Source organism: Streptomyces sp. NPDC088157 (assembly GCF_044741545.1).
In the GTDB taxonomy this organism is placed as follows: domain Bacteria; phylum Actinomycetota; class Actinomycetes; order Streptomycetales; family Streptomycetaceae; genus Streptomyces.
Map to the genome: position 1 here is coordinate 714,799 of NZ_JBIUSU010000003.1, position 24,603 is coordinate 739,401.

Below are 24,603 nucleotides of genomic sequence, written 5' to 3' on the forward strand. Positions count from 1 at the left end.
GAACTGGACTAGGGATGCAAGAAGTACGTGAGCGTGCGGCGCCCCTGGTGCGGCTGGTGCAGCGCCATCGGGAACCCGTCGTGGTCCAGGCGCTGCGGTCCGCCGCCGCGGCGACCGTCGCCTATGTCATCGCCCTGCGCCTGAGCCCCGAGGCACTCCCGCTCACCGCGCCGCTGACCGCGCTGCTGGTCGTCCAGGTCACTCTGTACGCGACGCTCACCAACGGTGTCCGCCGGGTGAACGCGGTGGTGGCCGGTGTGCTCGTGGCCATCGCCTTCAGCCTCCTGGTGGGTCTGACCTGGTGGAGCCTCGCGCTGCTGATCGTGGCCTCGCTGGCGGTGGGGCATCTGGTGCGGGTCGACGAGTACGTCCCCGAGGTGGCGATCAGCGCCATGCTGGTGCTGGGCGTGACCACCGTCGGGGACACGGCGTGGGCGCGGGTGGTGGAGACCCTGATCGGCGCCTTCGTCGGGCTCGGCTGCAACCTGCTGCTGCCGCCTCCGGTGTGGGTGGAGGAGGCGGGCGAGTCGATCGAGGGGCTGGCCCGCCGGCTGCGGCGGCTGATGCTGCGCATCGGTGAGGAGGCCGCCGGGCGTACCCCCGCGGAGCAGGCGGCCGCCCGGCTGCACGAGGCGCGCCGCCTGGACCACGACATCGTCGAGGTGGACGCGGCCCTGCGGCAGGCCGAGGACAGCCTGCGGCTCAACCCACGCGTGCGTGAGGGGCTGCTGCACCGGGTGGTGCTGCGCACCGGCCTGGACACGCTGGAGATCTGCACGGTGGTGCTGCGGGTGCTCGCCCGGACGCTCACCGACCTCGCCAAGGAGCGCGAGCCGGAGCCGCTGTTCCCGCCCGAGACGGGTCGGACCCTGGAGCGGCTGCTGTCCGAGATCGCCGACGCGGTGGTCAGCTTCGCGGTGCTGGTGACCACGAGCGTCAGCCTCAACGCGGACGCCGCCGAGTCCCGGCTCACCGCCGAACTCCGGCAGGCCGCGGCCACCCGCGACAAACTCGCCCAGCTGCTGCTGGAGCAGCTCCAGCACGACGCCCGCCAGTGGCAGCTGCACGGCGCGGTGCTCACCGAGGTCAACCGCATCCTCGACGAGCTGGACACCGAGCACCGCACCCGCCGCCTCCTGGAGGACCTGGACCGCGTCTCACGGGAGCAGCGCGACCGCATGCCACGAATGACCCGGCTGCGCGAGCGCCTGGGCGTCCAGGACGAGCTGTGGCGGAACCGCACGGGATTCGGCGGGTGGTATCCCTGAGCCGGCACCGGCCAGAGCGGGCTGTCCGGCCGCCCCTCGGCGCGCGTGACCGTCCGTTGTGCGGAGGGTCCGCTGCTTTTGCGTTCGACGGCCTGTCCGGGTCAAGGTGGCTGTCACGGCGGAGGCGCGGGACGACCTGAGGTGCGGGCATGGGCAGTGGGACGGAAGCGGCGCGAGGGGGGTCCCCCCGGCCCGGTCGGAGCCGAGAACCCGGCGGACGCCGGAGCAGGCGCCGCTTCGTCGGGATGCTCGGGGGCGCGGCCGCCGCGTCGGCCCTCGCCGGGTGCGGCAGCGGCGGCGACGGCGGCCCGGCGGACACCCGGGGGACACCGCGGGCCGCGCCGCCGGGGCAGCCCTCGTCGTCGCCGTCGGCCTCCCCGGAGCCCTCGCCGGGTTCCTCCGGCCCCCGTCCTCTCTACCTGGGCACCTACACCTCCGCCAAGGGCGGCGGGAAGGGCATCGGGGTCGCCTCGTACGACCCCGCCTCGGGGCGGATCACCGGCCGGGGCACGATCACCGGTGTCCCGGACCCGTCGTATCTGGCGGTGCACCCGGGCGGCGGAACGCTGTACGCGGTGAACGAGCGTGAGCGGGGCGCCGTGACCGCCGTGCGGCTGTCCGACGGCAAGGTGCTGGGCAGCCGGCCGACGGGCGGCGCGCACACCTGCCACCTGTCGGTCCATCCGGGCGGCCGGTGGCTGCTGAGCGCCGACTACGGCTCGGGCAGCGTGGCCGTGCATCCGATCGACGCCTCGGGGGCGCCGGGCGAGCGCACCGACATGGTGACGCACAGCCGTCCGGCACCCCGGGCAGGCCAAGAGGGGCCGCACGCGCACCAGTTCATCACCGCTCCGGACGGCGGCCATGTCCTCGCCGTCGACTTCGGCACGGACACGGTGTACAGCTACCGCCTGGACGACAAGGCGGGGACGCTCACGGAGGTCGCGCAGGCGCACACCCGGGCGGGCGCCGGTCCGCGCCACCTCACGTTCCATCCCGGTGGCCGGTACGCCTACCTCGCCGACGAGGCCGACGACACGGTCGCGGTCTGCGCCTACGAGCCGTCGAGCGGCCGGCTGACGATCGGGCGGCCGCAGTCCACGGGCGCGAAGGCGGACACCAACTACCCGGCGCAGCTGGCGGTCACGCCGAACGGCGCGTACGCCTTCCTCGCCAACCGCGGTGACAACACCCTCGCCCGCTACGCGGTGGAGGCGGACGGGGCCCGGCTGCGGCTGCTCGGCACGGTGCCGGTGGAAGGCGACTTCCCGCGGCAGATCGCCCTTTCGGCGGACGGCGGCCTGCTGTTCGCCGCCAACCAGCGGTCCGGCACGGTCAGCGTCTTCCGGGTGGACGGCGCGAGCGGTGAGATCCGGCTCGCGGGCGAGCCGTTCGCGTCACCCGTCGCCGTCTGTGCGCTGCCGCTGTAGGGCGCGGGGGCGGGACGCGGCGGCCGCCTGGGTGAGCAGGACGTGCATCCGCTCGGTGAGCTGGCCGACGTCGTCGGCGGGCGCGTGGAAGGACAGGCGTACGTCGCCGTGGGAGCTGGCGCGCTCGATGCGCAGCGTCAGTCCGTGCCGGTCGACGGCGAGCGGCTGCACGCGGACCGCGCCATGCAGGCTCTCCCGCCGGACGAGGCGGGCGAGCCGCTCCACCGCGTCCGGGTGGGCGTCGGCGAGATGCGTGAGCAGGTGTGCCTCGGCGGTGGCCAGCGGGTCGGGCTCGGCGCCGGCGAACTCGTCGACGGCGACGACGACCGCGCCGGTGGGCTCCCTCAGCACCACGCGGGTGGCGTGGAAGGCGAGATGGCCGTCCTCGGGGGTGAACCAGCCGGCGAGCCAGAGCCGGGCGCGGATACGGCCGCGTACCGGAACGGGCGCCACGTCCGCGAACTCCAGCACCGCGGACGGCTCGCCGCGTGGCGCGCAGATCGCCGCCGTGAGCAGGGCGCTGTCCTCGGGCACGTGAAGGATCACGCGGCCGTCCTCGTCGACGGTGTGCGCTCCGACGAACTCCTCGCGCCCGCCGTCCGCGGTCACCGCGCAGGACCATGAGGCCGCGAGTACCGAACGGGCCCGCTCGGCAGCGGCGGGCACGGCAGCCCAGCTTTGGCTGTCACCCATCCCGAACCTCCTTAGGTAAGCCTTGCCTAACCTATCGGAGATCCATGGCCGCGCCAACCACCGCGGCCGCACCCGTCGAAGTCGGGCGCCGGTCACCGCCCTCCGGAGGGAACGGTGAAGATGACTCGGGGGGAGAGGCGAAGGCGCCTCGGAGGGAAGGGTGGACGTGGGCCCGAAGGGGCTGTGACCGACGGTCGTCCCGACCATCACTCCGGCGCGGCGATGACTCCGAGCAGCGCACGCGCGCACAACGCCCGCACCTGCTCCCTCGACAGGTCCGACCCGCGCAGCCACTCCAGACAGACCGCCGTCGTGAACGCCAGCCAGCCGCGCACCGCGAGCCGCACGTCGGGGCGCTCCTCGAAGACCGGCCCGAACTCGGGGTCGGCGCCGAGGGCCGCCAGCATCTGGCGCTCCTGCGCCGCGAGCGCCCGCTGGTAGACCTTCCGTACGGCCTGGTCCCCGGCGGCGTCCGCACGATGGAACGCGCGGTAGCCGTGCGCGTGGGCCTCCACGTACTCCAGGTAGGTGTCGAGGCCGGACACGAGCTGTTCGCGGACCGGGACGCCGGGGACCGCGGCCGTCATACGCAGCATCCGCTCGCTCTCACGCTCCACGACCGCCGCGAAGAAGTCCCGCTTGGTGGGGAAGTAGTGGTACAGCAACCCACGGGAGACCCCGGCGATCTCGGCGACCTGCTCGATCCACACGTCGTCGTACGGGCTCTCCGAGAAGAGCCGCGCGCCGACCGACAGGAGCTGCTCCCTGCGCTCCTCGGTACTGAGTCGGCGCCGGGTGCGTTCCCCCTGGTTCGCGGCCATGCCCGCACCTTACTTGACGCCGGTTCAACAGCGGTACCAGACTGATGCGCGCTATTGAACCCACGTACAACATGCTCAACCTGCCGCTGCATCAAGGGAGATCGCGTCATGGCGGAGACGACGGGGACGACCGGAACGACCGGAACGACGGATGGACCGGCCACGGCGGGGACGACGGCGCCGACGGCGGGCGACGTCCTGCCGAAGGGCTTCCGCAGCGCCGAGCTCGGCTGGCCCGAGCTGGAGCGCATACCGCATCCGCCGCACCGGCTCCCCCTGCTCGGCGACATCCTGGGCGCGAGCCACCGCACGCCTGTCCAGGACTCCCTGCGGTACGCCGAGCAACTGGGGCCGATCTTCCGCCGCAAGGTGTTCGGGCGGGAGTTCGTGTTCGTGGGGGGCGCCGCGCTGGCCGCCGACATGGCGGACGAGACGCGGTTCGCCAAGCATGTGGGACTGGGCATCGCCAACCTGCGGCCCGTCGTCGGGGACGCCCTGTTCACGGCGTACAACCACGAGCCGAACTGGCAACTGGCGCACGACGTCCTGGCCCCGGGGTTCAGCCGGGAGGCCATGGCGGCCTACCACCCGATGATGCTGGACGTGGCGGAGCGGCTCACCGGCCACTGGGACCGGGAGCTGGCCGCGGGCCGGCCGGTGGACGTGCCGGGCGACATGACCAAGCTGACCCTGGAGACGATCGCGCGCACCGGCTTCGGGCACGACTTCGGGTCTTTCGAACGGGCCCGGCCGCATCCCTTCGTGACGGCGATGGTGGGCACGCTCACCTACGCGCAGCGCCTCAACACCGTCCCCTCCCCCGCCCTGCTGCGAAGGGCCACGCGCCGCAACGAGGCCGACATCGCCCACCTGAACCGCACGGTCGACGACCTGGTGCGGGCGCGCCGGGCACAGGGCGGCGGGAACGGCGATCTGCTCGACCGGATGCTCGACACCGCCCATCCGGAAACGGGCGAGCGGCTGTCGGCGCAGAACGTGCGGCGTCAGGTCATCACCTTCCTGGTCGCCGGCCACGAGACCACCTCGGGCGCGCTCTCCTTCGCCCTGCACTACCTCTCCCTCGACCCGCGCGTCGCGGCCCGCGCCCGCGCCGAGGTGGACCGGGTCTGGGGGGACACGGCCGTGCCGGGGTACGAGCAGGTGGCGAAGCTGCGCTACGTCCGCCGGGTCCTCGACGAGGCGCTGCGGCTGTGGCCGACGGCGCCCGCTTTCGCGCGCGAGGCCCGGGCGGACACCGTGCTGGGCGGGGAGCACCCGATACGGCGGGGCGGATGGGCGCTGGTCCTGACGGCCAGGCTGCACCGGGACCCGGAGACGTGGGGGCCCGACGCCGAACGGTTCGATCCGGACCGCTTCGACGCGGCTGCCGTCCGCGCGCGTGCCCCGCACACCTTCAAGCCCTTCGGCACCGGGGCGCGGGCCTGCATCGGACGGCAGTTCGCGCTGCACGAGGCCACGCTGGTGCTCGGGCTGCTGCTGCGCCGCTACGAGCTGCGGCCGGACCCGGCGTACCGGCTGCGGGTCACGGAGCGGCTGACGCTGATCCCGGAAGGACTGCGGATGCGCCTGGAGCGGCGGACACCGGTGGCCGACGGTCCGCTCGCCGAGGAGACGCAGGCGCCGCCCTCAGAGCCGCGCCGTCCAGTGCGCGGGGCGGGTGACTGACTCCGGCAGCCTGGTGCCCGCGCTCCCCCGGGCCGCGTTCAGCTGCGGCTGGGTGAGGAAGAACGCGCCGGTCAGGTCGGCGTCGGTGAGGCCGGTGTCGCGCAGGTCCGCGCCGATCAGGTCCGCGCCGCGCAGGTCCGCGCCGGTGAGGTCGGCGGCGATCAGACAGGCGCCCCGCAGGTTCGCGCCCCGCAGGTCGGCGCCCCGGAGACGGGCGCCCATCAGGTCGGCGCCCCGGCGCTCCTTCCCGCGCCCGCGGACACCGGCCCGGACCAGCTCGCTGGTCTTCAGAAGCAGCACGTTGACGTCCTCGCGGTGGTCCGGGACGTCGAGGACCCCCAGCTCGTCGGGGGTCAGACGGGTGAGCGCCTCGGTCTTCGCCAGCGTCCGGCGCAGGTCGCCGTGGATCGGGCGGGCGGCGGGGAGGCCGAGCGCCTCGGTGAGGTACCAGAGGAGCTCGTGGAGCTGACGGACGACCGGGAAGACCTCGGACATCCGGCGGGCGTCCTCGGGGGGAGCCGTACGCGGGTCCCGGCCGCCGAAGGTGACCTGCGAGACCTTCTGCCCGGCGCCGAAGCAGTCGTACACCGTGCAGCCGGTGAAGCCGGACTGCCGCAGCCGCGCGTGGATCCCGCAGCGGTGGTCCTCGCCCAGGTTGGGGCACGCCCGGCCGGCGGGCTTGTCGATGGCGAAGTCCGCCGAGCGGGCGAAGGGCAGGGCCACGCAGCACAGGCCGAAACAGTTTCCGCAGTCGCCGCGCAGTCCCGTCCGGTCCACCGTCTTGTCTCGCATGCCGTCCAGCCTACTGACCTGCCGGACTACCGGTTGAACAGCTCGAACGCCACGGCCGGTCTGCCGCCGAACCGCTCGCCCACCGACTTCGCCACCCCGGTCAGGAATCCGCGTACGTAGGCTTCCGGTTCCTCGTCGGTCAACGCCTCGATGTAGGCGCGGTGTTCGAGCAGCGAACCCACCGCCCGCTCCAGTCCCGCCGACGCGTCCACGGCGTGGGTGGGCGTCGCTGATCCGGCGACGGCGACCCAGCGCACGCCGTTCCAGGGCTCCAGGCCCCGCTCGGTGAGTTCCGGGAAGATCCAGCGGTTTCCGGAGTCCCCCGCCGCGTCGAGGGTGGCGCGGCCGACCGCGACATGGTCGGGGGTGTTCCAGGCGACCCCGCCCCAGGTGTCGCGGTGGTTCAGGGTGATCACGAGTTCGGGGCGGTGCCGGCGGACGGCGGCGGCGATGTCCCGGCGCAGGGCGGGACCGTACTCGACGACGCCGTCCCGGTGGTCCAGGAACTCGACGGTCGACACACCCACCACGGCGGCACTCGCCCGCTGCTCCCGCTCGCGCAGCGGACCGCACTCGGCGGGCGCGATGGTGTCGATGCCCGCCTCGCCACGCGTCGCCAGCACATAGGCGACCTCACGGCCCGCGTCGGTCCAGGCGGCGACCGCCGCGGAGCACCCGTACTCGAGGTCGTCCGGGTGCGCCACCACGGCGAGGGCACGCTCCCAGTCCTCGGGCATGGGCTGGAGCTGAGGGATCGTCGACTCGGTCATGTGCGCAGACTAACCGCGACGCGGTCGTCACACCTCGTCACGGGTGAGGGCGAGCAGCCGGTCCAGGACGCGGGGGCCGCCGGCCCGGACGCCGTCGTGTTCGAACTCGTCGGTGACCCAGGTGCGCAGGCCGCGGATGGCGCGGGCGGTGCGCAGGGAGTGGGCGGTGTCGACGTACAGGTCGTCGTGGTAGATCACCGCCGCGACCGGCACCTCGTTGGCGGCCAGGCGCGCGGAGTCGTAGAGCGGCGGCCAGTCGGTGCGGGCGGCGAGGAGTTCGGCGGTCTCGCGCAGCGGGCGCAGCGCGGGGTCGGTGTCGAACATCCAGGGGTGCACCGTCTCTCCGGTGAGCAGCAGCGGTCCGTCACCTGCGAGCGTCTTCGCGGCGTCGAACTGCGGGAACTCGGCGCGCACCCGTTCGGCGGCCCAGGCGGTGGCGCGGCGGCCCTGGCCGTAGACCGCCTCGTGGACCAGGGCGTAGAGAGGGTGGCCGGCGTAGGAGAGGAGGCTCTGCGTCTCCTCCTGGAAGGCGTCGGACAGTGCCGGGCCGTGCGGGGTGGGGACGAAGGCCTCTTCGAGGAGGTGGTGAAGGCGGTGGCTGCCCTCGCCGCCGCCGAGGAGGATGCCGAGCGTCTGGAACGCCTCGACGGTGAGGCGGTAGCCGTTCGGGAGGCTCACCTCGTGGTGGAGGAGGTGGTCGGCGATACGGCGGACGCGGTCGACGTCGCGCGGGTAGCGGGCGTAGTGCGCGGCGACCTTGCGCTCCATGCGCGGGTAGGCGGCGCGGTAGACGTCGTCGGCGTGCGCGTCGAGGGCCGGCAGACCGCCGGTGATCAGTGCGGCGGCCAGGCCCTCGGGCGCGGTGGAGAGGTAGGTGACCGTGCAGAAGCCGCCGAAGCTCTGGCCGAGGACGGTCCACGGGGCGCCGCCGGTGACCTGCCGGCGGATCAGCTCGCAGTCGCGGACGATGGAGTCGGCGCGGAAGTGCGCCAGGTAGCCGGCCTGCTCGGCCGGACCGCCGCGCAGCGGGAGCGTCTGCCGGTTGGCCGGGGTGGAGTGACCGGTGCCCCGCTGGTCGAGGAGGAGGACGCGGTACTCCTCCAGCGCGCGCCCGAGCCAGGCAGGCCGGCCGACGAACCGGTTGGCGCCGAAGCCGGGGCCGCCCTGGAGATAGAGCAGCCATGGCAGGTCCTGGTCCGCCTTCTCGCTCGCGACGACCTCGCGGGCGTAGAGCCCGATCGTCTCCCCGCCGGGGTCGGCGTGGTCGAGGGGCACGGTGAAGCGGCGGTCGGTGAGGACGACGCCGGGCTGGCGGTAGCTGACGGACAACAGGGGCTCCCGGGACGATCGGTGTGCGGACCGCGTCCCAGTCCAGCACATGTCCGGGCGGCACCGGAGCCCGGGGGATCATGAACAGCTACTGAACGGCCGCTCAGCGCGCCGACAGGCTGGACCTGCGCACCACCAGTTCCGGCTGGAGCACCACCCGCCGGTGTTCGTGCCGGCCGGCGCCCGCCCCGCCCGCCGTGCCCTCTTCGGTCTCCTCCAGCAGCATCCCGGCGGCCAGGGCGCCCATGGTGACGGCGGGCTGCCGGACCGAGGTGAGGGGAACGGCCGCGGCGGCCGCGAACTCGATGTCGTCGTAACCGACGATGGCCAGGTCCTCGGGGACGTTGATCCCCGCCGCGTACATGGCCTGGAGCACGCCGAGGGCGAGCAGGTCGTTGGCGCAGAACACGGCGGTCGGCCGGTCGGCCAGGCCCAGCAGGCGGGCGCCCGCGTCCCGCCCGGCGGCCACGTCGAGCCGCTCGGTGGGCAGCTCGCGCAGGCACTCCGGGCCGAGGCCCGCCTCGGCGAGGGCGTTCAGGGCTCCGGTGCGGCGGTCGCGGACCTGGGTGAAGCCGGGCGGGCCGCTGACGTAGGCGATGGAGCGGTGTCCGGCGTCGATCAGATGACGTACGGCCAGCGCGCCGCCGGCCTCGTCGTCCACGGAGACCGAGCACTCGGTGGTGCCCTCGGAGACCCGGTCGACGAGGACGAAGGGGATGCCGTGCCGGCGGAACGAGGCGATGTTGCGGCCGGTCGCGTCGGCCGGGGTGAGCAGTACGCCCCGCACCCGCTGCTCGGCGAAGAGCGACAGGTACTCGGCCTCCTCGCCCGCGCTCTCGGCGCTGTTGCAGACCATCACGCCGAGGCCGGCGTCGCGGGCGGCCCGCTCGGCGCCGCGGGCGACGTCCACGAAGAAGGGGTTGCCCATGTCGAGGACGAGCAGCCCCATGATCCGGCTGCGTCCCGCGCGCAACTGCCGGGCGGACTCGCTGCGCACGTAGCCGAGCCGGTCTATCGCCGACAGCACGCGCGCCCGGGTCTCGGTGGCGACGGTGTCGGGGCGGTTGATGACGTTGGAAACCGTACCGACGGAGACTCCGGCGGCACGGGCGACGTCCTTGATTCCCACCGGCTGGGCCATCAGGCGGGGACCTCCAGGTGAAAGGGGTACGGCGGGACGGCCTTCACATTACCGTCACCCCGCCGCACCCCTGTCCGGGTACGGGTACGGGTCATGCGGGCAGTGCGAAGTCGACGACGTGGAGCGCCGAGGGGGTCGTCCCGCTCGACTTCTCCTGGTACATGAACGACAGCACGTTGTCGGCCTTGACGCGGAGTTCGTCGATCACGACCTCGCCGAAGGCGTTGAGGCCGCTGCCGTCGAAGAGCAGCGTCCAGTCCGTGTGGCCGGAGGCCTTGGAGGCGCCGGCGATGCGGCCGAACGGGAGGATCGCGTAGGCGTTGTCGTACTTGTCCAGGACCAGTTTGGTGCGCTGACTGGAGCCGAGGACGACGGGGATCTCCGTCTTCTGCCAGGTCCCGGAGGAGTTCTTGCGCAGGTGGAAGGCGCGGCCGTTGGCGGTGCGGTCGTTGACGTAGTTGGTGGTGCACTGGCCGAAGCGGCCGGGGACGTAGCTGATGACGGCGTGCGGGAGGCCGGCGGAGTCGGTGGCCTGGCTCTCCTGGTTCATCAGGGAGTGGTCGGGATTGAGCGCGTCCACGACGAGTCCGGCGTCCGTGACGGCGACCTTGTCGGAGCCGCCCGTGGTGCCGACGACGGTGCCCGCGTTGTTGCGCCAGGTACGGCCCCGGTCGGTGGAGTAGACGTAGCCGGTGTCGTGGTTGGTGATACCGCCGCTGGAGCACATCACGGCGCCGTTCTGCTCGCGCCAGGTGAAGAAGGAGTGCAGCCGGCCGTTGACGTCGTAGTCGATGCCGTGCAGGTACATGTTGCGGACGGTCGAGGAGCCGTGCTCGCTGGTGTAGGTGCCGGTGGAGCTGGACCACTCGCCGAGGTTCGTCCAGGCCGAACCGTCGTACTCCGCGAGGGCGTTGCGGCCGTTGCCGGAGATGCCGACCCGGTAGCTGAGCTGGAGCTTGCCCTCGGGCGTGGCGACGAACTGCGGGTAGGTGAACTGGGTGGTGAGCGCGAGGCCGTCGAGAGTGGTCTGTACGGCGCCGAAGGCGGACGAGGTCCAGGAGGTCGTCGCCGGGTTGTCGAGGAGTCCCGCGGCCGACTTCACGTAGAAGAAGCCGTCGCTGTGGGAGTCCATGTTGAGGTGGAGCCGGCCGTCGACCTTGGAGACGCCCATGGAGATGACGTTGTGGGAGTCGCTGGCCTTGAGCTGGTGCGGGAGGGTGACGGTGGACCAGGTGGTGCCGCCGAGGACGCGGCGGGCGACGACCGCGTTCCTGGTGGAGGTGTACCAGGTGGCGTACTGGTAGCCCTTGTAGGTCAGCAGGCCGTTCTTCTGGAACGAGTTGTTGTTGACCAGGCCGTCGTAGGACACGAAGAACACGGCTGTGGCGTCGAGTTGGGTCGTGGCCTTCTTGGTGACCGAGGGGCCGGGGTCGGCGGCGCGTGCGGTGCCGGCGGCGAGGACGGGGGACGCCGCGGCGCTGAGGAGAGCGCCGGCCAGCAGGGTGCGTCGTCTCATCTCGGGGGACTCCATTGTCTGCGAGAGCGGGGAACGGAGGTGGAGAGGCGTGGAGTTGGGGAGCGCGGGGGGAGGGGCGGGGGTGTCAGGCGAGGTGGAAGACCTCGGTGAGAGGCTTCATCGCCTCGTCGGGCCGGGCTCCGTCGAGGGCCTCGAAGAACGGGGCCATCTCCGCCTGCCAACGGGCGTTGACGTCGGTGGCCTCCATGCCGGCTTGGGCGGCGGCGAAGTCCTCGGTCTCCAGATAGCCGACCAGCAGGCCGTCGTCTCTGAGGAAGAGGGAGTAGTTGTGCCAGCCGGTGGCCGAGAGAGCTTCCAGCATCTCCGGCCACACGGCGTCATGACGTTCGCGGTACTCGGCCAGCCGGTTCTGACGGACCTTGAGCAGGAAACAGACGCGCTGCATGAAGTACCGCTCCTCGTGCGTGTGGGGGGTGAGGTGAACCGGCGACTAGAAGTTGAACTGGTCGATGTTCTTGGCGTCGAACACGGTCGGCTTGCCGAGGCTGATCACGCCGTCCTTGCCGATGGTGTACGTGGTGGTGCCGGCCTTGAAGGTCTCACCCTCCGCTCCGGTGATCTGGCCCGAGACCAGCGCCACCGCCGTCTGGGCGGCCAGCGCGCCGAGCTTCGCCGGGTCCCACAGCTCGAAGGCCTCGACGGTGCCGTTCTTGACGTAGGTGCGCATGTCGTTCGGGGTGCCGAGGCCGGTCAGCTTGACCTTGCCCTTGTACTTGGAACCCGACAGGTACTGGGCGGCCGCCTTGATGCCGACGGTGGTCGGGGAGATGATCCCCTTCAGGTTCGGGTACTCCTGGAGCAGGCCCTGGGTCTGCTGGAAGGACTTCTGGGCGTCGTCGTCGCCGTACGCGACCTTGACGAGCTTGATGTCCTTGTACTTGGCGTCCTTCAGCTCGTCCTTCATGAAGTCGATCCAGGTGTTCTGGTTCGTCGCGGTCTGCGCGGCGGACAGGATCGCGATCTCGCCCTTGTAGCCGATCTGTTCGGCGAGCAGCTGCACCTCGGTGCGGCCCAGGTCCTCGGCGGACGCCTGCGAGACGAAGGCGTTGCGGCACTCGGGGTTGGTGTCCGAGTCGTAGGTGACGACCTTGATCTTGTTGCTCATGGCCTGCTTGAGCGCGGTGCACAGGGCGCCCGGGTCCTGGGCGGACACGGCTATCGCGTCGACCTGCTGCTGGGTGAGCGTGTTGACGTAGGAGACCTGGCCGGAGGTGTCGGTGCCGCTGTTGGTGCCGACCTCCTTGTAGCTGGAGCCCAGCTCCTTCAGAGCCGCCTCGCCGCCCTTGTCGGAGCTGGTGAAGTAGGGGTTGTTGACCTGCTTGGGCAGGAAGCCGACGGTCAGGCCCTTCTTGGTGGCCGCGTTCGGGTCGGCCTTGCCGGCCGCGGCGGCCGCGCCGGTGCTCTCGTTCTTCACGTCCTCCTTGGTCGTGCCGCCGCAGGCGGTGGCGGCGAGCGCGAGGGAGGAGACGGCGGCGAGGGCCGCGCAGGCACGACGGAGGGATGACTTGCGCATCAGGGGGTTCCTTTACGAGGTGTGCGAGGCGGGGTTAAGCCGTCGGAGTCGGGGCCGTGGCTCTACGGCCCGCCCGTGCGACGGAGATCTGCCGTGCGACCCGGGGGCCGAGCACGGAGACGACGAGCAGGACGCCGGTGACGACGATCTGCGACTGTGCGGAGACGTCCTGGAGGCTCATCACGTTCTGCGCGGTGCCGAGCAGGAAGACTCCCGCGATCGCGCCGCCGAGCGTGCCCTTGCCGCCGTCGAAGTCGATACCGCCGAGCAGGACGGCCGCGATGACGGAGAGTTCGAGGCCGGTGGCGTTGTCGTAGCGGGCGCTGGCGTAGTGCAGGGCCCAGAAGATGCCGGTGAGGGAGGCCAGCAGGCCGGTCACCGTGAACAGGATCAGCTTCTGCCGCTTGACCCGGACGCCGGCGAACCGGGCGGCCTCCTCGCTGGCGCCGGTCGCGAACAGCGAGCGGCCGAAGGGGGTGGCGTGCAGGACGACCACCGCGATCGCCAGCAGGACGACGAAGGGCAGGAAGGCCTGCGGGAGGAAGCTGTCCCCGACCCGGCCGGCCGCGAAGTCCAGGTACTGGGTGGGGAAGTCGGTGACCGCGTCGGAGCCGAGGACGATCTGCGCGATGCCCCGGTAGGCGGCGAGGGTACCGATGGTGACGGCGAGCGAGGGAAGCCCGAGGCGGGTCACGAGCAGGCCGTTGACCAGCCCGCACACCACGCCGAGCAGCAGGCAGATCGGGATGATCGCCTCGATCGTCAGGCCCTGGTTCCACAGGGCGCCCATCACCGCGCCGGACAGCCCGGCGGTGGAGGCGACGGACAGGTCGATCTCGCCGGAGACGACCAGCAGGGTCATCGGCAGCGCGATCAGCGCGATGGGCAGGGTGTTGCCGATCAGGAACGACAGGTTGAGGGCGTTGCCGAAGCCGTCCACGAAGGAGAACGAGAACAGCAGCAGGACGATCAGGAGGGCGCCGACGACCGTGTCCCAGCGGACGGCGCGGGTGAGCGACTCAGGCATGGCCGGCGTCTCCCTTCTTGACGGTGGGCTTCACGGGGGCGGTGGTGGTCCGGGCCGCGGCCGACTTCTTCTTCAGCGCGGACGCCACCCGCAGGGCGACGACCCGGTCGACCGCGATGGCCAGCAGGAGCAGCACGCCGTTGATGGCGAGCACCCAGACCGAACTGACGCCGAGCGCGGGCAGGACGCTGTTGATGGAGGTGAGCAGCAGCGCGCCGAGGGCTGCGCCGTAGACGCTGCCGGAGCCGCCGGTGAAGACGACGCCGCCGACCACGACCGCGCTGACGACGGTGAGTTCGTAGCCGTTGCCGGTGCCGGAGTCGACGTTGCCGAACCGGGCCAGGTACATCGCCCCGGCGAGACCGGCGAGACCGCCGCAGAAGGTGTACGCGGCGAGGATCCGCTTGCGGACCGGGATGCCGGCGAGGCGGGCGGCCTCCGGGTTGGAGCCGAGCGCGTACAGCTCGCGTCCGCTGCCGAAGTGCTTGAGGTAGTACGCGGTGGCGATCAGGACGGCGAGCGCGATCAGCGCCAGCCACGGGACGGCCGAGAGACCGCCGGAGCCGAAGTCGACGAACGAGTTCGGCAGGTCGGCCGCGGTGATCTGGCGGGAGCCGACCCAGATGGAGTCGATGCCGCGGATGATGTACAGCGTGCCGAGGGTGACGACCAGGGCCGGCACCTGACCGAGGCTGACGAGCAGGCCGTTGAGGAGCCCGAAGCCGACGCCCAGCAGGATCGCCAGCACGATCGCGATCACCGGGTTGCCGCCGCCGTGCAGATAGGTGCCGGCGGCGAAGGCGCTGATGCCGAGGGTGGAGCCGACCGACAGGTCGACGTTGCGGGTGATGACGACGAGGGACTGGCCGGTGGCGACCAGTACCAGGATGGTCGCGTTCAGCAGCAGGTCCTTGATGCCCTGCTCGGACAGGAACTCGCTGTTGCCGGCCTGGGTGACGGCGATCATCACCAGGAAGACGACCAGGATGGCGAGTTCGCGCATCTTGAAGACGCGGTCGACCAGCCGGGTGCCGCTGGACTTCGGCACCTCGGCGACGGGGGCCTCGTGGGAGGTGGTCACCGTCATGCGGCTGCCCTCCCGGTGGCTGCGGCCATCACGGTTTCCTCGGTGGCTTCGGTGCGGGGGATCTCGGCGGCGAGCCGGCCCTCGTGCATCACCAGCACGCGGTCGGCCATGCCGAGGATCTCGGGCAGGTCGGAGGAGATCATCAGGACGGCGACCCCGTCGGCCGCCAGCTCGCTGAGCAGCCGGTGCACCTCGGCCTTGGTGCCGACGTCGATGCCGCGGGTCGGCTCGTCGACGATGAGCACCTTGGGGCCGGTGGCCAGCCACTTGGCGAGGACGACCTTCTGCTGGTTTCCGCCGGACAGCGTGTTGACGGTGTCGGCGATCCGGGCGTACTTCACCTGGAGCCTGACCGCCCAGTCGAGGGAGCGGCTGCGCTCGGCGCCGCGGTCCATCAGCCCGGCCTTCACGGTCGTGCGCAGGCCGGTCAGACCGATGTTGCGCTCGATGGACATGTCCATCACCAGGCCCTGGGCCCGCCGGTCCTCGGGGACCAGCGCGAGGCCGGCCGCCATCGCGGTGGAGGGGGCGCCGTTGGTCAGCGGGCGACCGTCGACGGCGACCTCCCCCGCGTCCCAGCGGTCGATGCCGAAGACCGCGCGGGCGACCTCCGTACGCCCGGCGCCGACGAGCCCGGCGAGGCCGACGATCTCGCCGCGCCGGACCTCGAAGGAGACGTCGGTGAAGACGCCCTCCCGGGTCAGCCGGCGGACGCTGAGGGCGACCTCGCCCGGCGTCACGTCCTGCTTGGGGTAGAGCTCGTCGAGGTCGCGGCCGACCATGCGGCGGACCAGGTCGTCCTCGGTCATGTCCGCCAGCGGTTCGCTGGCGATCCAGGCTCCGTCGCGCAGGGTGGTCACCCGCTGGCAGATCTCGAAGATCTCCTCCAGCCGGTGCGAGATGAACAGCACCGCCGCGCCCTGCTCACGCAGGGTGCGCACGACGCCGAAGAGGCGGGCGACCTCGCTGCCGGTGAGAGCGGCGGTCGGCTCGTCCATGATCAGGACCCGGGCGTCGAAGGAGAGCGCCTTGGCGATCTCGACGATCTGCTGGTCCGCGATGGACAGGCCGCGCGCCGGACGGTCGGGGTCGAGCGCGACGCCGAGGCGCCGCATCAGGGCGGCGGTGGCCGCGTGGGTGGCCTTGTGGTCGATGCGGCCGAGGGCCCGCCGGGGCTGGCGGCCCATGAAGATGTTCTCGGCGATCGACAGGTCGGGGAAGAGCGTGGGCTCCTGGTAGATCACGGCGATACCGGCGTCGCGGGCGTCGCCGGGACCGTGGAAGACGACGGTCTCACCGTCGAGCAGCACCCGGCCGGCGTCGGGTCGGTGCACTCCCGCGAGGGTCTTGATGAGCGTGGACTTGCCCGCGCCGTTCTCGCCGGCGAGGGCGTGCACCTCACCGGGGAACAGCTCCAGGGAGACGCCCCGCAGGGCGCGAACGGCGCCGAAGGACTTGGTTACGTCCTTCAACGCCAGCACCGGGGCCGGTCCCGCGTCGGACGGGTGAGTCATAAATGGCTCCTCGACGACGCCTGGGACGTGCCCTCACGGCGTCGTGAAAGGTTTCAACTGGATTGCCGGGACGTTAGGCATCCGGGCCATCTCACGTCAATGGGTACGTCTCGAAAAGTTTTCGATAGCTGAAGGTCACGCGAGGGTCACGAACAACGGAGCAGCCCGGAGGGGTTGACACTCTCCCCGCAGCCTCATAGCTTCCCGTTCTGAATCGTTTCATCCGGGAGTCGTTCCGGACCGATGTCACAGGAGCCGAAGTGACCGACCTCGCCGCGGTGAAGGCCGCGCTGAAGACCCAGGCCGTCGAGACGCCGTCGTGGGCGTACGGGAACTCAGGCACCCGTTTCAAGGTGTTCGCCCAGGAGGGCGTGCCGCGCACCCCGCAGGAGAAGCTGGACGACGCGGCGCAGGTGCACTCGTTCACCGGCGTGGCCCCGACCGTGGCGCTGCACATCCCGTGGGACAAGGTGGAGGACTACTCCGCACTTGCGAAACACGCCGAGGACCGCGGGGTGAAGCTGGGGGCGATCAACTCCAACACCTTCCAGGACGACGCCTACAAACTGGGCAGCATCTGTCACCCGGACGCGGCGGTGCGGCGCAAGGCTCTCGATCACCTGCTGGAGTGCGTCGACATCATGGACGCGACCGGCTCGGCCGATCTGAAGCTGTGGTTCGCCGACGGCACGAACTATCCCGGCCAGGACGACCTCCGGACGCGGCAGGACCGGCTCGCCGAGGGCCTCTCCGCGGTGTACGAGCGGCTCGGGGACGGGCAGCGGATGCTGCTGGAGTACAAGTTCTTCGAGCCGGCCTTCTACGCGACGGACGTCCCGGACTGGGGCACCGCGTACGCGCACTGCCTCAAGCTCGGGCCGAAGGCGCAGGTCGTGGTGGACACCGGGCACCACGCGCCCGGCACCAACATCGAGTTCATCGTCGCCACGCTGCTGCGCGAGGGCAAGCTCGGCGGATTCGACTTCAACTCGCGGTTCTACGCGGACGACGACCTCATGGTGGGCGCCGCCGACCCGTTCCAGCTGTTCCGGATCATGTACGAGGTCGTGCGCGGCGGCGGCTTCACCTCCGAGGTCGCGTTCATGCTCGACCAGTGCCACAACATCGAGGCGAAGATCCCGGCGATCATCCGGTCCGTGATGAACGTGCAGGAGGCCACGGCGAAGGCGCTGCTGGTCGACCGGTCGGCGCTGGCTGCCGCGCAGGCTTCCGGGGATGTGCTGGAGGCGAACGCGGTGGTGATGGACGCGTACAACACGGACGTACGTCCGCTGCTGCGTGAGGTGCGGGAGGAGATGGGGTTGCACCCCGAGCCCATGGCGGCGTACCGGGCGTCCGGGTACGCCGAGAAGATCGTTGCCTCGCGGGTCGGCGGGGAGCAGGCGGGGTGGGGGGCGTAAGCGTCCGCCGTCACCTGTCCGTCGCGGACTGCGGGCCCGTTGTGGCTGGTCGCGCAGTTCCCCGCGCCCCTTCGGGGCGCGCTCCCTCGCCCGCGTTCGAGAAGTAAGGAATCCGCATGTCCACCCACCCCGAAGCCGCCGCCCTCCTCGGTCGGTCCCATCGGCTCGGCGCCGATCCCCGCAACACCAACTACGCCGGCGGGAACACGTCCGCCAAGGGCACCGATGTCGATCCCGTGACCGGTGGGGACGTCGAGCTGATGTGGGTCAAGGGGTCGGGCGGCGACCTCGGCACGCTGACCGAAGCCGGGCTGGCCGTGCTGCGGCTGGACCGGCTGCGGGGGCTCGTCGACGTCTACCCGGGCGTCGAGCGCGAGGACGAGATGGTCGCCGCGTTCGACTACTGCCTGCACGGCAAGGGCGGGGCTGCACCGTCGATCGACACCGCCATGCACGGGCTCGTCGACGCCGCGCACGTCGATCATCTGCACCCCGACTCCGGAATCGCGCTGGCCTGTGCCGCCGACGGGGAGAAGCTGACGGCCGAGTGCTTCGGGGACAGTGTGGCGTGGGTGCCCTGGCGGCGGCCCGGGTTCCAGCTGGGGCTGGACATCGCCGCCATCAAGGCGGCCAACCCGCAGGCGATCGGCGTGGTCCTCGGCGGCCACGGCATCACCGCCTGGGGCGACACCTCCGAGGAGTGCGAGCGCAACTCGCTGCACATCATCCGCACCGCCGAGGCCTTCCTCGCCGAGAAGGGGAAGGCCGACCCGTTCGGGCCGGTCCTCGAGGGCTACGAGGCGCTGCCCGAGGACCAGCGACGGGAGCGGGCCGCCGCGCTCGCCCCGTACGTGCGGGCGATCGCCTCCCAGGACCGTCCCCAGGTCGGGCACTTCACGGACTCCGACGCGGTACTCGACTTCGTGGCCCGGGCCGAGCACCCGCGGCTCGCCGCGCTCGGCACCTCCTGCCCGGACCACTTCCTGCGCACGAAGGTGCGGCCGCTGGTCCTGGACCTGCCGCCCACCGGCGCGGTGGAGGACGCGGTCGCGCGGCTGAAGGAGCTGCACGCCGAGTACCGCGAGGAGTACGCCGCCTACTACCAGCGGCACGCCGACGCCGACTCGCCCGCCATGCGCGGCGCCGACCCGGCGATCGTGCTGGTCCCGGGCGTGGGCATGTTCTCCTTCGGCAAGGACAAGCAGACGGCGCGGGTGGCCGGGGAGTTCTACGTCAACGCGATCAACGTGATGCGCGGCGCGGAGGCGGTGTCCTCGTACGCGCCGATCGAGGAGTCGGAGAAGTTCCGCATCGAGTACTGGGCCCTGGAGGAGGCCAAGCTCCAGCGGATGCCCGCGCCCAAGCCGCTGGCCACCCGGGTGGCCCTGGTCACGGGCGCCGGCAGCGGGATCGGCAAGGCCATCGCCCGGCGGCTGGCCGCCGAGGGCGCGTGTGTCGTCGTCGCCGATCTGAACGCCGAGAACGCGGCCGCCGTGGCCGAGGAGCTGGGCGGGGCCGACAAGGCGGTCGCCGTCACCGTCGACGTGACCTCCGAGGAGCAGATCGCCGGGGCCTTCCGGGCCGCCGCGCTCGCCTTCGGCGGGGTCGACCTCGTCGTCAACAACGCCGGGATCTCCATCTCCAAGCCGCTGCTGGAGACCTCGGCCCGTGACTGGGACCTTCAGCACGACATCATGGCCCGCGGATCGTTCCTCGTCTCGCGTGAGGCGGCCCGGGTGATGATCGCGCAGGAGCTGGGCGGCGACATCGTCTACATCGCGTCGAAGAACGCCGTCTTCGCCGGCCCGAACAACATCGCCTACTCCGCGACCAAGGCCGACCAGGCCCACCAGGTCCGGCTGCTGGCCGCCGAGCTGGGCGAGCACGGCATCCGCGTCAACGGGGTCAACCCGGACGGCGTGGTGCGCGGGTCGGGCATCTTCGCGGGCGGCTGGGGCGCGCAGCGGGCCGCCACCTACGGCATCGAGGAGGAGAAGCTCGGCGAGTTCTACGCCCAGCGGACCATCCTCAAGCGTGAGGTGCTGCCGGAACACGTCGCCAATGCGGTGTTCGCGCTCACCGGCGGCGAACTCACCCACACCACCGGACTGCACGTCCCCGTCGACGCGGGTGTGGCGGCCGCGTTCCTCCGGTGACGGCCGTGCGGTCGTACGCCGCGGTCGATCTCGGCGCGTCCAGCGGGCGTGTCATGGTCGGCCGCGTGGGGCCGGACTCGCTGGAGCTGGTGGAGGCGCACCGCTTCCGCAACCGGCCGGTCCGGGTTCCGGAGGGTCTGCGCTGGGACGTGCTGTCCCTCTACGCGGGAGTTCTGGAGGGGCTGCGGGCGGCCGGACAGGTGGACTCCGTCGGCATCGACAGCTGGGCCGTGGACTACGGCCTGCTCGACGCCGACGGAACCCTGCTCGGCAACCCGGTGCACTACCGGGACGCGCGCACCGAGGGGGTCGCCGAGAAGGTGTGGGCGACCGTGCCGGCGGCCGAGCTCTACGCGGCCACGGGCCTGCAGTACGCGCCCTTCAACACCCTCTACCAGCTGACGGCGGCCCGCGGATCGCGGCAACTCGCTCACGCACGGCGCCTGTTGCTCATTCCCGATCTGCTGGCGTACTGGCTGACGGGCGAGCAGGGCACCGAGCTCACCAACGCCTCCACCACCCAGCTGATCGATCCCCGGACGGGCGACTGGTCGTACGACGTCGCCGCCCGGCTGGGCATCGAGCTGGAGCTGTTCGCGCCGCTGCGGCGGCCGGGCGACCCCGCGGGGCTGCTGCGGGCACAGGTGCTGGAGGAGACGGGGCTGACCGGGCCCGTGCCGGTGACGACGGTCGGCTCGCACGACACCGCCTCCGCCGTGGCCGCCGTCCCGGCGACCGGCGAGCGGTTCGCCTACATCTGCACCGGCACCTGGTCGCTGGCCGGCCTGGAGCTGACGGCGCCCGTGCTCACCGAGGAGAGCCGGGCCGCCAACTTCACCAACGAGCTGGGGCTGGACGGCACGGTCCGCTACCTGCGCAACATCATGGGGCTGTGGCTGCTCCAGGAGTGCCTGCGGGACTGGGGCGACCCGGATCTGGGCGGGCTGCTGCGGGAAGCGGCGGCCGTCCCCGCGCTGCGCCGCGTCGTGGACGCCGGGGACGCCGCGTTCCTGGCCCCCGGGCGGATGCCGGAGCGGATCGCCGAGGCGTGCCGCGCGTCCGGGCAGCCGGTGCCCGTCTCGCCCGCCGAGATCACGCGCTGCATCCTCGACTCGCTCGCCCTGGCCCACCGGCGGGCCGTCCGGGAGGCCCAGCGGCTCGCCGACCACCCCGTCGACGTCGTGCACATCGTCGGCGGCGGGACCCGCAACACCCTGCTGTGCCAGCTCACCGCCGACGCGTGCGGGCTGCCGGTGGTGGCCGGTCCGACGGAGGCGGCCGCGCTCGGCAACGTGCTCGTCCAGGCGCGGGCGCACGGACTGGTCGGCGACCGCGCCGACATGCGCCGGCTGCTCGCCCGTACGCAGCCCCTGACGCGCTACGAGCCGCAGGGCGACACCGGGCGGTGGCGCGAAGCGGAGGCCCGGCTCACCACGCGGTGAGCCGGGGTCTCCCCCGCGCCCCTGCACCGGGCTACTCTGCACTCATCCGATGACCTAACCGCAAGGAGCCGCGATGCGTGTCGCACTGTTCCTGACCTGTGTCAACGACACGCTCTATCCGGACACCGGCCGTGCCGTGGTGAAACTGCTGACCAGGCTGGGAGTCGAGGTCGACTTCCCGATGGCCCAGACCTGCTGCGGCCAGGCCCACTACAACACCGGCTACCGCCATGAGGCCGAACCGCTCGCCCGGCATTTCTCCGATGTATTCGGAGAGTACGAGGCGATCGTGACGCCCTCGGGGTCGTGCGGGGCGATGGTGCGGGAGCTGTATCCGCGGATGGGTGAGCGGGCCCGGGCCGAGGGGCGGGGGGACACCCTCGCCGCCACCCTGGCGCCGGTCGTGCCGAAGACGTACGAGCTCACCGAGTTCCTGGTGGACGTGCTCGGGGTGACGGACGTCGGCGCGTACTACCCGCACAAGGTGACCTATCACCCGACGTGTCACGGACTGCGCGGGCTGGGGCTCGGGGAGCGGCCCCGGCGGCTGCTCCAGGCGGTCGAGGGGCTGGAGCTGGTGGAGCTGCCGGGGGCCGACGAGTGTTGTGGCTTCGGCGGGACCTTCGCGCTGAAGAACTCCGACGTCTCGGCGGCGATGGGCGCCGACAAGGTGCGCAACGCCGAGTCGACGGGCGCCGAGGTGCTGTGCGCGGCGGACAACTCCTGTCTGATGCACATCGGCGGGACCATGACCCGGCTGGAGACCCGCATGCGGCCGGTCCACATCGCGGAGATCCTGGCGAGCACACAGGAGGAGCCGGCGTCATGAGCGGAACGTTCGTAGGAATGCCGGCCTTCCCGAAGGCCGCGCACGAAGCGGTCGGCAACCAGACCCTGCGCGCCAATCTGCGGCATGCCACGCACACCATCCGGGCCAAACGGGCGGCCGCGGTGGCCGAGGTGTCCGACTGGGCGGAGCTGCGGGAGGCGGGCAAGCGGATCAAGGACCACACGCTGCGTCATCTCGACCGCTATCTGGTGCAGTTGGAGGAGACGGTGACGGCGGCCGGCGGCATCGTCCACTGGGCCGCCGACGCGGAGGAGGCCAACCGGATCGTGGCCGATCTGGTCAAGGAGACCGGCGAGTCGGAGGTCGTCAAGGTCAAGTCCATGGCCACGCAGGAGATCGGACTCAACGAGGCGCTGGAGGCGGAGGGCATCCGCGCCTACGAGACCGACCTCGCCGAACTCATCGTGCAGTTGGGCAAGGACCGGCCGTCGCACATCCTGGTCCCCGCCATCCACCGCAACCGGGGCGAGATCAGGGACATCTTCGCCCGGGAGATGGGCGAGTGGGGCCGCCCCGCGCCCGAGGGGCTGACGGACACGCCCGCCGAACTCGCGGAAGCGGCCCGCCTCCACCTCCGCGAGAAGTTCCTGCGCGCCAAGGTCGGGATCTCCGGCGCCAACTTCATGGTCGCCGAGACCGGCACCCTGGTCGTCGTCGAGTCCGAGGGCAACGGGCGGATGTGCCTCACCCTCCCCGAGACGCTGATCTCCGTCGTCGGCATCGAGAAGATCGTGCCGACCTGGCGTGACCTGGAGGTCTTCCTGCAGACCCTCCCCCGTTCCTCGACGGCCGAGCGCATGAACCCCTACACGTCGACCTGGACGGGCACGACGGACGGCGACGGCCCCGGCGCCTTCCACCTGGTGCTGCTGGACAACGGCCGCACCGACACCCTCGCCGACGAGGTCGGCCGGCAGGCCCTGCGCTGCATCCGCTGTTCCGCCTGTCTGAACGTGTGCCCGGTGTACGAGCGGGCCGGCGGCCATGCCTACGGCTCGGTCTACCCGGGCCCGATCGGCGCGATCCTCAGCCCCCAGCTCAGGGGCACCGGCAGCGAGATCGACGCCTCCCTGCCGTACGCCTCGTCGCTGTGCGGGGCCTGCTACGACGTGTGCCCGGTGGCCATCGACATCCCGGAGGTGCTGGTGCATCTGCGGGAACGGGTCGTCCAGGGCGGCCCGGTGACGCGGGAGGGCAACAAGGTGGTGCTGAAGCCGGCCAAGGGCCACGGCGCCGAACGGGCCGCGATGCGGGCGGCGCGCTGGGCGTTCGGCCGGCCCGGCGCCCTGCGCGCCGGGCAGCGGCTCGCGTCCCGGACGCGCCGGTTCCATCCCCGTACGCTGCCCGGTCCCGGCAAGGCGTGGAGCGGTTCGCGGGATCTGCCGGCGGTGCCCGCCGAGCCGTTCCGCGACTGGTGGCAGCGTACGAACGGCGGCACCACCGACGAGGGGACGGCGAAGTGAGCAGCAGAGAGCGGATTCTGGGCCGGGTGCGGCGCGCGCTGGCCGACGTGAGCCAGGACGACCCCGAAGGGCCTGGCAGGGACGTCCGGTACGGGGAGGCCGTCGCCCGCGACTATCTGCGCGAGCACGGTTCCCGGAGCACCGAGGAGACGGTCGAGCTGCTGGCGGAGAACCTGGCGGACTACCGGGCCCTCGTGCACCGGTGCGGCGAAGGTGAACTGCCCTCCGTGCTGGCCCGGTTGCTCGCGGAGCGGAAGTCGGCGACGGTGCTCGTCCCGCCCGGGCTGGACGAGGCGTGGCTGGCGGAGACGGACGTCGCGCGCGTCGCGGACCGGGCGGAGAGCGGCGCGCGGGAACTCGACCGGGTGGACAGCGTGGTCACGGCGTGCGCGGTGGCGGTCGCCGAGACCGGGACGATCGTGCTGGACGGCGGTCCCGACCAGGGCCGGCGCCGGATCACCCTGGTCCCGGATCACCACATCTGCGTGGTGCGCGTCCCCGCCCAGGTGGTGTCGTCCGTGCCGCAGGCTCTCGAACGGCTCGACCCGGCACGCCCGTTGACGTGGATCTCCGGGCCTTCGGCGACCAGTGACATCGAACTGGACCGGGTGGAGGGGGTGCACGGCCCGCGCACCCTGGAGGTGATCCTGGTCGGCTGAGCGC

21 protein-coding genes are annotated in these 24,603 nt (G+C 71.9%); 9 read left to right on the top strand and 12 right to left on the bottom strand.

Annotation, left to right across the window (positions count from 1 at the left end):
* The first annotated feature begins 14 nt into the window (after window positions 1-14).
* Both ACIPFH_RS14375 and ACIPFH_RS14380 read left to right on the top strand, forming a co-directional pair.
* On the top strand, window positions 15-1,268 hold the full coding sequence (locus tag ACIPFH_RS14375; protein ID WP_356265735.1) for an FUSC family protein: 1,254 nt from the start codon (window positions 15-17) through the stop codon (window positions 1,266-1,268).
* Between the two features lie 245 nt (window positions 1,269-1,513).
* Entirely contained in the window at window positions 1,514-2,698 is a 1,185-nt protein-coding gene (locus ACIPFH_RS14380; protein ID WP_401826236.1) for a lactonase family protein, read from the top strand.
* On the opposite strand, the gene ACIPFH_RS14385 is transcribed toward ACIPFH_RS14380, so the two are convergent.
* Both ACIPFH_RS14385 and ACIPFH_RS14390 read right to left on the bottom strand, forming a co-directional pair.
* Entirely contained in the window at window positions 2,666-3,391 is a 726-nt protein-coding gene (locus ACIPFH_RS14385; RefSeq protein WP_401826238.1) for a DUF2470 domain-containing protein, read from the bottom strand. The two genes, ACIPFH_RS14380 and ACIPFH_RS14385, sit on opposite strands and share 33 nt — an antisense overlap.
* A 206-nt stretch (window positions 3,392-3,597) precedes the next feature.
* Window positions 3,598-4,212 carry a TetR/AcrR family transcriptional regulator gene (locus ACIPFH_RS14390; protein WP_401826240.1) on the bottom strand — a complete coding sequence of 205 codons (615 nt, stop codon included), beginning with the start codon at window positions 4,210-4,212 and terminating at the stop codon, window positions 3,598-3,600.
* A 108-nt stretch (window positions 4,213-4,320) separates the two neighbouring features.
* Between ACIPFH_RS14390 and ACIPFH_RS14395 the strand changes: the two genes are divergently transcribed.
* On the top strand, window positions 4,321-5,898 hold the full coding sequence (locus tag ACIPFH_RS14395) for a cytochrome P450 (protein ID WP_401826243.1): 1,578 nt from the start codon (window positions 4,321-4,323) through the stop codon (window positions 5,896-5,898).
* Here the strand turns inward: ACIPFH_RS14395 and ACIPFH_RS14400 are convergent.
* The 10 genes from ACIPFH_RS14400 to ACIPFH_RS14445 form a co-directional block, all read right to left on the bottom strand.
* Window positions 5,860-6,690, bottom strand: coding sequence for a pentapeptide repeat-containing protein (locus ACIPFH_RS14400; RefSeq protein ID WP_401826244.1), 831 nt, complete (start codon window positions 6,688-6,690; stop codon window positions 5,860-5,862). The two genes, ACIPFH_RS14395 and ACIPFH_RS14400, sit on opposite strands and share 39 nt — an antisense overlap.
* Window positions 6,691-6,716: 26 nt before the next feature.
* The gene (locus tag ACIPFH_RS14405; protein WP_401826247.1) at window positions 6,717-7,460 is read right to left on the bottom strand and encodes a PIG-L deacetylase family protein; all 744 of its coding nucleotides are present in this window, start codon (window positions 7,458-7,460) and stop codon (window positions 6,717-6,719) included.
* Between the two features lie 27 nt (window positions 7,461-7,487).
* A complete protein-coding gene (locus ACIPFH_RS14410) occupies window positions 7,488-8,789 on the bottom strand; it encodes an alpha/beta fold hydrolase (RefSeq protein WP_401826250.1) in 1,302 nt (433 codons plus the stop codon).
* A 103-nt stretch (window positions 8,790-8,892) separates the two neighbouring features.
* The gene (locus ACIPFH_RS14415) at window positions 8,893-9,930 is read right to left on the bottom strand and encodes a LacI family DNA-binding transcriptional regulator (protein WP_401826252.1); all 1,038 of its coding nucleotides are present in this window, start codon (window positions 9,928-9,930) and stop codon (window positions 8,893-8,895) included.
* 91 nt (window positions 9,931-10,021) lie between these two features.
* Window positions 10,022-11,446, bottom strand: coding sequence for a BNR repeat-containing protein (locus ACIPFH_RS14420; RefSeq protein ID WP_401826254.1), 1,425 nt, complete (start codon window positions 11,444-11,446; stop codon window positions 10,022-10,024).
* Between the two features lie 85 nt (window positions 11,447-11,531).
* Window positions 11,532-11,852 (bottom strand): L-rhamnose mutarotase, encoded by a 321-nt coding sequence (locus ACIPFH_RS14425; RefSeq protein ID WP_401826256.1) that lies wholly within the window; start codon window positions 11,850-11,852, stop codon window positions 11,532-11,534.
* Window positions 11,853-11,897: 45 nt separating this feature from the next.
* The gene (rhaS, locus tag ACIPFH_RS14430) at window positions 11,898-12,980 is read right to left on the bottom strand and encodes a rhamnose ABC transporter substrate-binding protein (RefSeq protein WP_356262871.1); all 1,083 of its coding nucleotides are present in this window, start codon (window positions 12,978-12,980) and stop codon (window positions 11,898-11,900) included.
* A gap of 34 nt (window positions 12,981-13,014) precedes the next feature.
* Window positions 13,015-14,007, bottom strand: a complete 993-nt coding sequence (locus ACIPFH_RS14435; protein WP_401826259.1) for an ABC transporter permease — start codon at window positions 14,005-14,007, stop codon at window positions 13,015-13,017.
* Window positions 14,000-15,094 (bottom strand): ABC transporter permease, encoded by a 1,095-nt coding sequence (locus ACIPFH_RS14440; RefSeq protein ID WP_359119381.1) that lies wholly within the window; start codon window positions 15,092-15,094, stop codon window positions 14,000-14,002. The genes ACIPFH_RS14435 and ACIPFH_RS14440 overlap by 8 nt, the downstream gene beginning before the upstream one ends.
* The gene (locus ACIPFH_RS14445; protein ID WP_401826261.1) at window positions 15,091-16,608 is read right to left on the bottom strand and encodes a sugar ABC transporter ATP-binding protein; all 1,518 of its coding nucleotides are present in this window, start codon (window positions 16,606-16,608) and stop codon (window positions 15,091-15,093) included. Before ACIPFH_RS14445 ends, ACIPFH_RS14440 begins: the two co-directional genes overlap by 4 nt.
* Window positions 16,609-16,868: 260 nt before the next feature.
* On the opposite strand from ACIPFH_RS14445, the gene rhaI reads away from it, so the two are divergent.
* The 6 genes from rhaI to ACIPFH_RS14475 all read left to right on the top strand — a co-directional run bounded on the left by rhaI (window position 16,869) and on the right by ACIPFH_RS14475 (window position 24,599).
* Window positions 16,869-18,029 (top strand): L-rhamnose isomerase, encoded by a 1,161-nt coding sequence (gene rhaI / locus ACIPFH_RS14450; protein WP_401826264.1) that lies wholly within the window; start codon window positions 16,869-16,871, stop codon window positions 18,027-18,029.
* A gap of 116 nt (window positions 18,030-18,145) precedes the next feature.
* Entirely contained in the window at window positions 18,146-20,185 is a 2,040-nt protein-coding gene (locus tag ACIPFH_RS14455) for a bifunctional aldolase/short-chain dehydrogenase (protein ID WP_401826267.1), read from the top strand.
* Between the two features lie 5 nt (window positions 20,186-20,190).
* On the top strand, window positions 20,191-21,627 hold the full coding sequence (locus ACIPFH_RS14460; protein WP_401826268.1) for a rhamnulokinase family protein: 1,437 nt from the start codon (window positions 20,191-20,193) through the stop codon (window positions 21,625-21,627).
* Between the two features lie 73 nt (window positions 21,628-21,700).
* Entirely contained in the window at window positions 21,701-22,456 is a 756-nt protein-coding gene (locus ACIPFH_RS14465) for a (Fe-S)-binding protein (protein WP_401826270.1), read from the top strand.
* Complete coding sequence (locus ACIPFH_RS14470; RefSeq protein ID WP_401826272.1) at window positions 22,453-23,940, top strand: LutB/LldF family L-lactate oxidation iron-sulfur protein; 1,488 nt, start codon at window positions 22,453-22,455, stop codon at window positions 23,938-23,940. Before ACIPFH_RS14465 ends, ACIPFH_RS14470 begins: the two co-directional genes overlap by 4 nt.
* A complete protein-coding gene (locus tag ACIPFH_RS14475; RefSeq protein WP_401826275.1) occupies window positions 23,937-24,599 on the top strand; it encodes a lactate utilization protein C in 663 nt (220 codons plus the stop codon). Before ACIPFH_RS14470 ends, ACIPFH_RS14475 begins: the two co-directional genes overlap by 4 nt.
* Window positions 24,600-24,603: the final 4 nt, after the last annotated feature.